The 12,707-nt window shown below is 66.5% G+C and carries 10 protein-coding genes; 3 read left to right on the top strand and 7 right to left on the bottom strand.

Annotation, left to right across the window (positions count from 1 at the left end; translation table 11 throughout):
* Window positions 1-60: 60 nt before the first annotated feature.
* Window positions 61-1,116, bottom strand: a complete 1,056-nt coding sequence (locus JSV65_19545) for a polysaccharide deacetylase family protein (protein UCH34683.1) — start codon at window positions 1,114-1,116, stop codon at window positions 61-63.
* A gap of 277 nt (window positions 1,117-1,393) precedes the next feature.
* Between JSV65_19545 and JSV65_19540 the strand changes: the two genes are divergently transcribed.
* On the top strand, window positions 1,394-2,482 hold the full coding sequence (locus tag JSV65_19540; GenBank protein ID UCH34682.1) for a 2-oxoacid:acceptor oxidoreductase family protein: 1,089 nt from the start codon (window positions 1,394-1,396) through the stop codon (window positions 2,480-2,482).
* A gap of 151 nt (window positions 2,483-2,633) precedes the next feature.
* Window positions 2,634-4,925, top strand: a complete 2,292-nt coding sequence (locus tag JSV65_19535) for a pyruvate synthase (protein UCH34681.1) — start codon at window positions 2,634-2,636, stop codon at window positions 4,923-4,925.
* 78 nt (window positions 4,926-5,003) lie between these two features.
* Here the strand turns inward: JSV65_19535 and JSV65_19530 are convergent, their stop codons facing one another.
* Window positions 5,004-6,221 carry a rhomboid family intramembrane serine protease gene (locus JSV65_19530; protein UCH34680.1) on the bottom strand — a complete coding sequence of 406 codons (1,218 nt, stop codon included), beginning with the start codon at window positions 6,219-6,221 and terminating at the stop codon, window positions 5,004-5,006.
* A gap of 190 nt (window positions 6,222-6,411) precedes the next feature.
* Here JSV65_19530 and JSV65_19525 point away from each other — a divergent pair, with 190 nt between their 5' ends.
* Window positions 6,412-7,074: a methyltransferase domain-containing protein gene (locus JSV65_19525; protein ID UCH34679.1), complete on the top strand. Its 663-nt coding sequence runs from the start codon at window positions 6,412-6,414 to the stop codon at window positions 7,072-7,074.
* A gap of 84 nt (window positions 7,075-7,158) precedes the next feature.
* Here the strand turns inward: JSV65_19525 and JSV65_19520 are convergent, their stop codons facing one another.
* From JSV65_19520 to JSV65_19500, 5 genes are all read right to left on the bottom strand, one after another.
* Window positions 7,159-8,076: a Nif3-like dinuclear metal center hexameric protein gene (locus JSV65_19520; protein UCH34678.1), complete on the bottom strand. Its 918-nt coding sequence runs from the start codon at window positions 8,074-8,076 to the stop codon at window positions 7,159-7,161.
* 66 nt (window positions 8,077-8,142) lie between these two features.
* Window positions 8,143-8,787 carry an XTP/dITP diphosphatase gene (locus JSV65_19515; GenBank protein ID UCH34677.1) on the bottom strand — a complete coding sequence of 215 codons (645 nt, stop codon included), beginning with the start codon at window positions 8,785-8,787 and terminating at the stop codon, window positions 8,143-8,145.
* A gap of 222 nt (window positions 8,788-9,009) precedes the next feature.
* Complete coding sequence (gene rph / locus JSV65_19510; protein UCH34676.1) at window positions 9,010-9,726, bottom strand: ribonuclease PH; 717 nt, start codon at window positions 9,724-9,726, stop codon at window positions 9,010-9,012.
* A gap of 230 nt (window positions 9,727-9,956) precedes the next feature.
* Entirely contained in the window at window positions 9,957-10,751 is a 795-nt protein-coding gene (locus JSV65_19505) for a glutamate racemase (protein UCH34675.1), read from the bottom strand.
* Window positions 10,748-12,601, bottom strand: a complete 1,854-nt coding sequence (locus JSV65_19500; GenBank protein UCH34674.1) for an N-acetylmuramoyl-L-alanine amidase — start codon at window positions 12,599-12,601, stop codon at window positions 10,748-10,750. Before JSV65_19500 ends, JSV65_19505 begins: the two co-directional genes overlap by 4 nt.
* Window positions 12,602-12,707 lie beyond the last annotated feature (106 nt).

The following is a 12,707-nucleotide window of genomic DNA, read 5'->3' as shown; positions in this document are numbered from 1 at the left end:
AAAGCACGAATCCCCGACCGGACAGGATGCCCTCAGCCTACCGCTCGCCGCCGCTCGCGGCTACTTCTCCGCCTCGCCCAGCGCCGCGCGCCGCGCCTTCAGCTCGCGCCAACTCGTCAGGATGATGCCCTCTTCCTCGATGACCTTCTTGAGGTCCGAATCGAGCATCACCTCGCCGTCCGCGATCCACCGCGGGGCGGCGTCGGTGATGGCGCGGAAGTTCGCGCTGTCCTTGGCGCAGTGGACGATCATCTCGTTCACACCCGGCGGCAGCTCGCGCAGCAGCCTGATGTAATCGTCCTTCTTCTTCTCAGGCGCCATGCCGTACTCCGCGGGAACGAGGCTGTCGATCACCGGCAGACCGGAGTCCCAGACGGTCCGGATCAACTGCTTGAACGCGTCGGCCATGCCCGGCGCCTCTTCCTCGAGGCGCTCCTTCGACAGGTCGATCGCCATCACCGGCAGGCCCTCTTCAATGCCGACCTTGATGTATGCCATCGCAATGTCGGGGCGGCAGAAGAGCGCGCCCATGTGCGTGTCAATGTGCGTCGGCTCGATACCAAAGGCCCGGGCGCGCGCGATCTGGGCACGGATCTCCGTCTCCACGTCCTCGGTGGTCGCGGTCTTGCGCACCTGATCCACGTTGTCCCACAGACAGCCCCACTCGTCCACTAGACTCGGCACCGCCGACTTGCCCGCAACCGGCCCGAACCGGTAGTGGTCCCATTCCGAGTTCATCTGCAAATGCAGGCCCGCATCGGTGTCCGGGTGCTCTTTCAGATAATCCGCGATCAGCCCCACCCACGAGCACGGCATCATGATGCTCATGGAACTGACCACGCCATTCTCGTACGCATCGGTCGCGCCGAGCACCGTCTCGCGGCACATCCCTACGTCGTCGGCGTGGATCATGAGCACTCTGTCGCCCGGCTTCCAGCCGAGCTTCTCCGCCCACGTCTCCGCGAGGGCGATCTGCGCTGCCGTGCACAGCACTGCGACCGCCACAACTGCGATCAGCACACCTCGCTTCATGTCCTCCTCCTCAATGCCTTCGTTTACTATAATGCCCCCGGCAGGATGCAGCGACTCGCACCCGCCGAGGTTTACACCGATCATATCCTATCTTCGCACTGCTCAGCGCGCCCACCTTTCGGCGCGGAAGGGCTTGACCGTCCGATGTGGTCTTTGCCCGCCATCGCCGCGTAGGAGAAGCCGGCGCTGACCCGGAAGACAAGCGGTCGTGGGAGACGCAGTTCGGGTGCTACCGGACTCGATAGAGACGCGGTGCTCGCACTCACGCGCCCCATGCCAACGGATTCTCGGCTCTGCCGATGGCGGGCGTAACGCGACAGATCCCTGCGGGGCGTGAGCGCCGCGCCGAAGGAGTGAAGTCATGAGCGATTCAACGGCAAGCCTTCCGCGCACCAATGAATTCGGCTATTTCGAGATGCGCTTCGAGTCCATCGGGGCGCTCGGCGCCAACCTGGCGGGGCAGATGCTGGCGGAGGCGCTCGTCCTGCGTCAGGGGTTCAACGGCGCGAATTTCTCCTCGTACGGGGCCGAGAAGAAGGGCTCGCCGGTCAAGGCGTACGTTCGCGTATGCGCGCCCGACTGCGAGCTGCGCACCAACAGCCCGGTCGAGGAGCCGCACCTGCTGGCGCTGTTCCACGACGGGCTCTTCGCGCTGCCCGGCCTCCTGCGCGGGGTGAAAGAAGACACCGTCATCATCGCCAACACCGCGCGCGATCCCGTCCTGATGCGGCAGCTCCTCAAGGCGCCGGTGCTCCACATGGGCGTGGTGGACGCGCTGCGCATCGCCAATGAAGAGAAGACGCGCGTCAACACGGCGATGCTCGGCGCGGTCACCAAGGCATCGGGTTTCATAGACCCCCAAGCCGTGCGCGACACCATCGCCGAGACCTTTCAGGCACGCTACCCGGCCATGGTCGAGCCGAACATTCGCACCTTCGACCGCGGCCACGACGAGCTGGTGCTGGTTGAGTTCGAGGATACCGGCGGTTTCGAGCCGGCATCGCGCGAGCGATACACGCCCGACCTCGGCTACGAAAATGCGCCGATCGGCGGCGCCGTCACCAACGGCGGCAATACGGTGCGTCGGAACCTCGGTTCATCGCGCCAGGGATACATCCCGCAGTACCACCGCGACCGCTGCATCGACTGCGGCCGGTGCGAGATGACGTGCCCCGACAACGTGTTCATCTTCCACAAGGGCGAGGATAAACGCGGCAAGCCCGCGATGGTCATGAAGGGGCCGGACTATCGCTACTGCAAGGGGTGCATGCGCTGCGTCGAGATCTGCCCGGTCGAGGCGCTGACGCAAATGGATGACCTGCCCGAACTCGTGTGTACCAGCGAGGTGGAGCTCGTCGGCCCGCCCGAGCACCTCGCTTCGGTCGTGCGCGAGAAAGTCGGCATCCCCACCGAACCGGACGAGGACACGGCGTACCGCCGGATTGGATAGCGGCAGGGACTGTCACCCATTTCGCGATCCTGCGGCTACTCTCGCCGCAGACACGTTGCGAGAAAGGTGATTCGCCCGGACAGCTGGGCGCCCTGTCAACGAAATAGGTGACTGTCCCCTGAAGCGGGGAACCGGACAAGGAGCGAGAACGATGTCCGTCACAACCGACCGCAAACGCGATGCCGCCGAAACCGCGTCCCAGATCATTGACCTGTGCACCGGCAACGAGATGGCGGCGCTTGCGGCCAAGCACATCAACTTCCACGTCATGGGCTATTACCCCATCACGCCCTCGACCGAGGTCGCCGAGTACCTCGATGAGATGTTCGCCAACGGCGAGCACCAGATCAAGATGATCCCGGCCGACGGCGAGCACGGCGCTGCCGGCATATGCTACGGCGCGGCGGTCGGCGGTGGTCGCGTGCTCAATGTGACATCGTCGCAAGGCCTCATCTACTCCATGGAGCAGTTGCCCGTGCAGTCGGGCACGCGCTACCCCATGGTGCTCAACATCGTCACGCGTGCGGTGAGCGGGCCGCTCGACATCCTGGGCGATCACTCCGATATCATGATGGCCATCAACGCCGGCTGGATCATGCTGCTCGCCCGCGAGCCGCAGGCGGTGTATGACATGAACATCATCGCCGCCAAGCTCGGCGAACTGCCCGACGTGCGCTTGCCGGTAATGGTCGCCTACGACGGCTTCTTCACCAGCCACCAGAAGCGCCGCGTCCGGCACTTCGAGAATCCGCAGGTCGTGCGCGACTGGCTTGGCGAGCCGCAGACTCCGATCACCGCCCTTGACCCCGAGCGCCCGGTGACCATCGGGCCGTACATGAACGATCCCGACCTGATCAACAACAAGTATCAGCTCCACCTGGCGATGGAAGCGGCGCGGGCGGCGCTGCCAGGTGTGTTCGCGGAATACGGTGACCTGAGCGGCAGGCATTACCCCGTCGTTGATGTGTACCGCGCCGACGACGCCGAAGCAGTGCTCGTCATCCTCAACTCCGCCGCGGAGACCGCAAAGGACGCGGCGGACAGACTCCGCGAGGCGGGCACGAAGGTCGGCGTGGTCAGCCTGAACGTGTTCCGCCCGTTCCCGGGGCAGGAGATCCGCGACGCTCTGCGCGGCGTGAAGTCGGTGCTCATTGCGGACCGCGCGGACTCGTTCGGCGCCGGCGGCGGCAACCTGGCGCTTGAGGTGAAGGCGGCGCTGAAGGACGATCCCGGCAACCGGGCCACGTGTCTCGCGCGCGTGTACGGCATGGGCGGCAAGGACTTCTACATGGACGACGCCGAGCACATGCTGCGCGAGGCGCTGGAGGCCGCGCAATCCGGGGGTCTCGGAAGGGCCTTCGACTACCACGGCGCGACGCCCGGCAAAGCCGGCTACGAGATGCGCCAGCGCGGGCCGATTGACATCGAGGGCACGAAGCTGCCCAACATCAAGGTGCGCCGCGATGAGGAGAGCGGAGAGGTTAAGTCCTCCGTCGGCACCTGGCGCCAGCTCACCGAAATGCCCAAGCGCATCGCCCCCGGCCACGGCGCCTGCCCCGGCTGCGGCATCTTCCCCAGCCTCAACCAGTTCTTCAAGGGCATCACCGGTCATATCGTCGTGCTCTTCCAGACCGGCTGCGCGATGGTCGTCACCACCGGCTACCCGTTCAGCGCCCACCGCGTGACCTACATCCACAACCTGTTCCAGAACGGCGCCGCGACGCTGTCCGGCGTCGTCGAGATGTTCCGCGAACGCAAGCGCCGAGGCGAACTGCCGGAAGACCTCGATATCACATTTGTCATGGTCAGCGGCGACGGCGGCATGGACATCGGCATGGGGCCGACCATCGGCACTGCCCTGCGCGGCCACCCGCTCATCATCTTGGAGTACGACAACGAGGGATATATGAACACCGGCAACCAGTTGAGCTACGCGACGCCCCTCGGCCATGCCACATCCACCAGCCGCGTCGGCCCATACGAGGTCGGCAAGGGGTTCCAGCACAAGGACACCGCGCAGATCATGGCGGGCTGCCACGTGCCGTATGTCTTTACCAGCGTCGAAGGCCTCGGCCGCGATCTGACCGAGAAGGGCGCAAAGGCGCAATGGTACGCGAGGAACGAGGGCTTCGTGTACGGCAAGTTCCTCAGCGCGTGCCCGTTGAGTTGGCGCTACCCGGAGCGGTTGGGCACTAAGGTCATTCACGCGGCGGTGGACTGCTGCTTCTTCCCGGTCTATGAGATCGAGCGAGGCAGTACGAAGATCAACTATGATCCCGAAGCGGACGACAAGCGCATCCCGGCTTCCGAATGGCTCGGCATGATGGGCAAGACCCGCCACCTCGTGCAGCCCGAGCACAAGGAGACGCTGGAGAGGTTCGAGGCCGAGGTCGAACGCCGCTGGCGCCGCCTGCGGGCGATGCACGAGCACCCGTTGCTGTGAGCACCGTTCGGAGAGACGCCGTCAGGCCGCGTGGCGCGACGCCGATCCGCCGGTACTGCCGGGCATCAGCGGCGTGAGTCACCCCCGCAGGGCGCGAATCCGGTGCCGCGCGTGGTCCGCCCACACGCTGTGCGGATACCGTCTGGTCAGTTCCTGAAAGTACTCGAGCGCCGCATCTGGCTCGCCGATGCGCTCGGCCAATTCCCCCGCGCGCAGGAACGCGACCTCCGCCTCCTGGCTCGACGGGTAGGCTTGCAGCAGCTTGTCGAGCGCCGTGAGTGCGTCCCTGTAATCCCCGCTGCGCGCGAACCCGAGGGCGATATCGAACTGCGCCGGGGCGGACAACACGAACGTTGGATCGTAGGCAAGCACGGCTTTGTAAGCGCGGGCTGCCCGCTCCGGCTCGCGGTGTTCCAGGAACAGCGTGGCCGCCCGCGCATAGGCCTCGGCGGCTTCCGTGGTCGCGCCGTACGATTCCTTGCTGTGGGCGAGGGCGAGCCACGCCTCGGCATCCTCGGGCGCGCGGCGAACCAGATCGTGCAGGTCGGCGTAGCGCCGCGAGCCGCCGTCTTCACCGACCGGCGTGCGCTGCAGCAGGTCGTGCCTGCGGATCTTGCCGGGCAGTGCGAGCAAGACGGCGCCGACCATGCCCGCCGCGACCCCGCCGATGTGCGCCCAGTACGCGACCCCCCCGACCGCCTGGCCGGTGGCCGCGCTCAACGACGTCGAGAAGAACCCGCCCACGAACTGCACCGCAATCCACAGCCCCAGGAAGAACCATGCCGGAATACGCCACACGCCGACGCGCCACAGAAAAATGATGCCGAAGAAGTACGCGACCTTGATGCGTACGCCGGAGAAACACACCGCCGAGAGACCGAGGATGCCGGCGATTGCCCCCGACGCCCCCACGCGCGGGACGATAAGCGAAGCCGGGGCGAACGCCTTGGCGATGCTCACGTCCAGCAGCGTCGCGCCCATCTGCCCGCCCAAGTAGAAGCCGAGGAACATCACCGGCCCCAACACGTCCTCGACGATCGAGCCGAACAGCCACAGGAACAACATGTTCCAGAACAGGTGCCCCAGCCCGCCGTGCGAGAACATCGAGACCACCAACGCCCGCGTCTCCGGGGCGGAAGGCACGAACCCGAACGGCCCCGCCCCGTGGTGCCCGTCCGCCCAGTACGGCAACTGGTAGAACAGGAACACGACGCAGTTGGCGACGAGCAGCCCGTACGTCGCGAACGGCGTACGCCGCCGGGGCCTCTCCGTCGCATATGGCAGGAGGAAGAACATGCTCGATTTGCCACAGGAAGTGGTCGCGCATCCGGCGCGGCACAGCTTCCGAGACGGCGCCGCGCAGCGCATCCACCCCTCAAGTTATTCCCCGCCGGTTCCGAAGACCCTAGTATAGAGTCTCGGGTATTCCCGTAGCACCGGTACTGCCTGCGGACTCTCCCGGACGAGGCCTGTTCGGAGAGGAATCATGGCTATCGAGGATGAGCGCGAGGTCAGCCCGACCCTTGACGGGATCCGGCGCGACCACCGCGAGCGCTACCGGCTTGCGGCAAGCTTCATATCCGAGGGTGCGTGGGTGCTCGACGCCGCCTGCGGGATAGGCTACGGCTCGTGGATGATGGCGGAGATGGCGCAACCGACCCACGTCGTCGGGGTGGACATCTCGCTCGATGCCGTAGCGTACGGGCTGCGGCATTACCCTCATCCCGGGGTCACTCTGATGTGCGCGGATCTGCTGAAGCTCGACCTCGGCGGACAGCGCTTCGACGTTATCGTCAGTTTCGAGGCACTCGAACACGTCGCGGAGGACCGCGCCTTTCTGGCGAAACTCGGGCAGTTGCTCGTCCCGGGCGGCACGCTCATGGTTTCGACTCCGAATGAAGACGTACTGCCTTTCGACCCGAGCAACCACGCGCACCACGTCCGGCATTACAAAAGCGCGGAGTTCACGGGTCTGCTGGCCGAGAGCGGATTTGGCCTCATTGCCGCGTACGCGCAGGATGATCGCGAGGCAGGCGACATCCGGCTCGGCCTGGGCGGCGCGTTCGACATTGCAGTGTGCGCCAACATCGGCCTCGCCGATGCTGCCGAAATCGCCCGGCTGTGCCCCGTGGCGTTGGGGCAAGGGTAACGACGCAAGAACCTGCGGCACTGAGCCGGGGCTCGCCAGGCACCGCGGCGAGGCAGTCTGCACCGGCAGCCCCCGCGGCCTGGCCTACGAGCAGATGCCCTGGTAGAGACAGCCGACGGGCAGGTGGAAGACGGGCACCGGCTTGACGAGGCCGCCCAGGTACCCCGCCAGAGTCCGCATTCCAGGTTCCTCCGCCGTGGCGTGATTCACCACAAGCACGCTCACACCGGCGTCCTCCGCCCACTGCGCCGATTCCCAGAGACGAGTCCCGTCGTCGGTCAGCAGCAGCACATCGGCGCCCATCCCGGCCATCACGGTGTAGTTGGTGATTGCGCCCGTGCCCAGCGCCACGCGGTGCGTCGCGCGGTCAGGGTCGCCGATCATCCCCAGCGTGGTCTGTCCCAACTCTTTGGTCTTCTCCAGGACGCGCGAGGCCAGCGCCTTCAACTTGAGGCCACCCGTCTCGTGCACCTCGTAGAAGCGCTGGGCCGCGACCGGCGTGCCTTCGAAGCCGAGCCACTTGGCCCATGCCCCATGAATGCCGATCTCGGGATAGTCGTCCCAGAAGTCGTGGCAGCGGTACACGACCATGCCCGTCTCCGCCAGCCACCGGTGCTTGGCAACCCAGGGATGGTCTTCGTTCAAGCCCTTTGAGGGATCAGCCGCGGAGGCATAGAGGGGCTCGTGCGTCACGAGCATGTTGGCCCCGCGCGCGGCGGCTTGCCTGAGGACATCCGACGTGCTGTGCCAGGCGACGCCGACGCCTTTGACCTCGGCCTCCGGGTCACCCGCGAGGAACTGGTCGCACGTCTTCTCCCAGTCCATCTCCCATGCCAGCTTGCGCGCCGCCTCTTTCTTCAGGAGCGCTCTCAGGTCTCTTCCCGTCATGGTTTGCCCTCCGATCGGATCCGGTCCTGCGTCGGCCGAAGTCGGCATGTGTGCTGCGAGTGCAGCCGCGGATACCCCGCAGTACCTCAGGAAGTCTCGGCGCGATATACTCACATCTCTGCCTCGTGCTGCTCAGCGACGGTTGTCATCGTAGTCCCGGCACGGGTTGTCAGGAGGCTGTCACGGCGATGCAGCCTGCGCGGGATCGCCGGTGCCTTGCGCCATTTGCGTGAGCATTGTCGCCGCGGCGCGGAACGCCCGCCCGCGGTGGCTGAGCCGGTTCTTCTCCTCCGCGCTCATCTCCGCAAACGTGCGGTTGTGGCCGAGCGGTACGAACACGGGATCGTAGCCGAAGCCGCTATCGCCTCGCGGCGAATCACTAATCGCGCCCTCGCACACACCCTCGACCACCGTCACCTCTCCCCCCGGGGTCGCAACGGCTGCCGCGCACCGGAATCGCGCCGCCCGTTGCGCGTCAGGCACGTCCTGCATCAGCCCCAGCAGTTTCGCGATTCGCGCGGCGTCATCCGCGTCCGGCCCGGCAAAACGATTGGATTCAATCCCCGGTCGCCCGCCCAGCGCATCTACCTCCAGGCCGGAGTCATCGGCCAACGCGATCAACCCGGTCGCGAACGCTGCCGCTTGGGCCTTCGCAACAGCGTTCTCGGCGAACGTGGTGCCGGTCTCGGGGGTGTCGGGTGCGTCGGGAAATTCATCGAGCCCGCGTAGATCAACACTCCACCCGCCCGCTGCAAGGATCTGTCGCACCTCCCGCAGCTTGTGCGCGTTGCGCGTTGCCAGGACTATCGGGCCGATCTGAGGCATGGCCGGAAAGCAACCGTAGGGACGGCCCCCTGAACACTGCTGCGTAATTCACTGCCTCGCGTTGCGCCAACCCGCAGAACGTCATTCAGAGCACAGCGCCGAGCGTACGCGAGGCGCGAAGCGAAGAATCTCGGTCCCGTCGAAGCAATCATGCAATGGCCTGCAAGAGACCGCCCCGACACGCCCGAGCCGTGCGTTACGAGCGATGGCGCACCGTCGCTTCTACCCCAACACCGCCTTCTGCGCGTCGAGAAGTTGCTTGATCCCCGCTTGCGCGAGGTCGAGCAGCTGATCCATCTGCTCACGCGTGAACGGCGTGCCCTCGGCTGTTCCCTGCACTTCAACCAGCCGCAGCGCCCCGGTCGCGACGACGTTCATGTCCACCGAGGCCCTCGAGTCCTCATCGTAATTCAGGTCGAGGAGCATCTCGCCCTGGACGATGCCGACGCTCACCGCCGCTACCGCGTCAATCAGCGGCAGGTTGCGCACGACCTTGCGCTGCTGAAGACTGCGCAGGGCGTCCACGAGCGCGACGTACGCGCCGGTGATCGACGCCGTCCGCGTGCCGCCGTCGGCCTGAATGACGTCGCAGTCCACGATGATCGTGCGCTCGCCGAGCGACCGCAACTCGGTCACGGCCCGCAGCGAACGGCCGATCAGCCGCTGTATCTCATACGTCCGCCCAACCTGGCGGCCCCGGGCCGCCTCCCGCGGCGAACGCTCGCTGCCCGCGCGCGGCAGCATGCCGTACTCGCCCGTCACCCAGCCCGAACTCGAGCCCTTGAGAAACGGCGGCACCCCTTCGTCCACGCTCGCTGCGCACACGACCTTCGTGTCGCCCATCTCGATGAGACACGAGCCCTCAGCGTACTTCAGATACTCGCGCGTTATACTTACCGGGCGCAGCGCATTGGCCGCGCGCCCGTCAACTCGTGGCATCAGCGACTCCTTCTTCCCATTGGGGCAAACGTCGTCAGCGCGCTGCACTCATCGCATACGGCTCGCACGCCGACCCGCGGTGACAACACGCCGTCTCACGGCCGCCAGGGCAGGAGGCGAGTCTCCGGAGGCGACTGAAGCTCCTGCCCTAGAAGCGCGCCGAGCGGGGATGAGCCCCGCCCTCGCTCTGCGGCGTCCGCTCTGTTCTCTCCGCGGTTGCAGGGTCGTCGCTACGGCAGCTCGATCTTGCGGATATGCCCTTCGATGCTGCGCCCGAGGAACCTCTCACTGACCGCCGCGAAGTGGGGGGTGATGTCGGAGACGAGAAACAGGTGATCCTGCGAGCGCTCGAGCAACTCGCGCAGCGCCTCGTCGCGGGCGATCAACGCCGCGGTCTCCGCCGCCGTCTCCTGGGCGGGATCAACCAGCGTCACGCCATCACCGACCAGGCGCGCGATCATGTCGCGCAAGATGGGGTAGTGAGTGCAGGCGAGGATGATCGTGTCCACCCGCCGCTCGAGCAGTGGGGTGAGGTATGTGCGAAGGATGGACGGCGTCTCGAGCTGATCAAGCCAGTCTTCCTCCACCAGCGGCACGAGCAGAGGCGCCGGCTCGGCGATGACGACGGCGTCCGAACGCATTTCCGTGACCATGCGCTCGTAGATGCCGCTGGCGATGGTGGCTCGCGTACCGATGACGCCGATGCGTCCGCTCTCGCTCGCCGCGACCGCCGCGCGCACCGCCGGCTCGATGACACCGACGACCGGGGCCTCGAACCGCTCCCGCAGGGCATCGAGCGCGACCGCCGACGCCGTGTTGCACGCGACCACGATCAGCTTCGCGCCCTGCCCGAGCAGGAGATCGGCGTCCTCGAGAGCGTAGCGAGTGACGGTCTCCGCCGACTTGCCGCCGTATGGCACCCGCGCCGTGTCACCGAAATACGTGACGCGGTAATCGGGCAGGACCTCGAAGATGCGCCGCACGACGGTGAGTCCGCCGAGGCCGGAATCGAAAACTCCGATCATCGCGGTGCTTTCTGCAGCGGCAAGCCCGCAGGGCCCGCGGGCGTCACGGCGTCATCGCCCTCGGGCTGGAGATCGTTCGCCGCCCCGCCGACGCCGGGCTTGTCCTCACTGATCTCGCTTGCCACTTCTCCCGGCTCTGACCGGTCTCGCTCGACGAAGGCCTGCGCCCATTTGGCCGACTCCAGCTCGGCGTAGTATTCGAGCAGTCCGCCCTCATCGGCAAAGCGCCGCAGGCCGCTGGCAACGGCTCTTGCCGCACGCTCGCGGAACGCCGGGCTGCCCAGCAGGGCCTCCTCGTGGCGGTCATTGAGGTACGCCATCTCCAGCAGCACCGCGGGCATCTTGGCCTCCCGAATGACCACGAAGTTCGCCGAGCGCGTGCCGCCGTCGTTGAGCTTGAGTTCCCGCACCAGTTCCTGCTGCATCACCTTCGCCAACCCGAGACTGCGCGCCGTGCAATAATACGTCTCCGTGCCGACGCGCCGGACGCCCTTGGGACATGCGTTGCAGTGAAGCGAGACGAAGACATCAGCCCGGCGGGTATTGGCGACCTCGGCGCGCATCGCGAGTTCCCGACGCAGGTCTTCGCGGGATGCCACCGGCACCAGGCTGGAATCATCCCTGCGCGTCAGAATGACCTGCGCGCCGAGTTCCTTGAGAGCTTTCTCCGCCGCCAGCGCGACGGCCAGATTGACCGCCTTCTCCTCCAGTCCGCTGGGACCGATCGCACCGGGTTGGCGCCCGCCGTGCCCGGCGTCCAGAACCACCGTCACGTCAGTCAGCGGCACCTTGCCCGTCAGCACGCACACGCCCGTCGGCCGTCGCACCAGCGCCGCCGGTAGCGGCTCCTTGAGATTGAGCACTACCCGCGCCTCGCTCTCGCCGGTCTGCTCCGCCGTCGCGGATTCGACCGCGGAGTGCGTGCCCTCGACTTCCTCGGCGGAGAGGCGCACGTTTGACAGCTCGACGATTACCTGCGGCGGATTGCGCCGCGTGCTCAGGCTCGCCACCGGGGCTCCGTCCGCCTCGACCACCAGCGCGCACACCGAATCGTAGCGGCGCTCCAGCCGCACCGAGCGCACCAGGATCACGCCCCCCGCCCCGCTCGGCGGGATCAGCGGCGCCGGAAGGTCCAAGATGATCGAGCGCCCTCCGTCGGCCGCGCTGTCAATGTACTGCACATCCTCGCGCTTGACATCCAGCACCACGCGCACCAGGTCCGGGTTGAGCGAGTGCTGGCTCGCGCGCACGCCAATCAGATCGCCTTCGCTGACCGCAATCTGCTGCTCGGCGGCGAACAGGTCGGCGTTGGAGATGTCCACGTACAGGCGCGCCGGCTGGCGGAGCATGCCGACCGAATATGATAACTGGCCGGTACCGCTGATCCTGACCCGCACTTTGTCGGGCAGGCGGGCGAAAGTGATATCGGTGACGCGCGGGTGCAGGAAGATGGTGCGCGACGCTTCATCCCACCGATACGCGATGCCGAGATGCCACGCGACAGCGCGCACCGGCAGAAAGGCGTTGTCCCCGCGGAGGGATGGCGCGACCGGCAAAACGCGCTCCACCTGGCCCACCATCGCACGGTCGCTGCCGAAGGTGGCGAGCACTGACGAGCCGTTGGGCGCGCGCAACTCGATGCGCTTGTCACTGCTGGATACTTGCACCCCCAGCCGCCGCAGGGCGCTGGCTGCGGGCGCGCAGATCTCGTCTTTGTCCGTTATGACTTGAAACGGAGCGGGGCTGGGAAAGGAGTACCCGCCGGCGACGAACGTGTCCGCGCGGGCGATAGGCGCACCAACCACTGCGACGACGAGTGCTGCAAAGATGACTGCGACGGTTACTCTCATTATTGACGCCGGGCCGCCTGGCGCCAGGTCGGCCGTTCAACAACGCCAGCTATTGTAGCAGAGTTGACCTTCCCGCACAACGCCAAACAGCCGTTGCCGCCGTGCG

Source organism: Armatimonadota bacterium (assembly GCA_020354555.1).
Classification (GTDB): Bacteria; Armatimonadota; Hebobacteria.
This window is presented reverse-complemented; position numbering and strand designations above follow the sequence as displayed.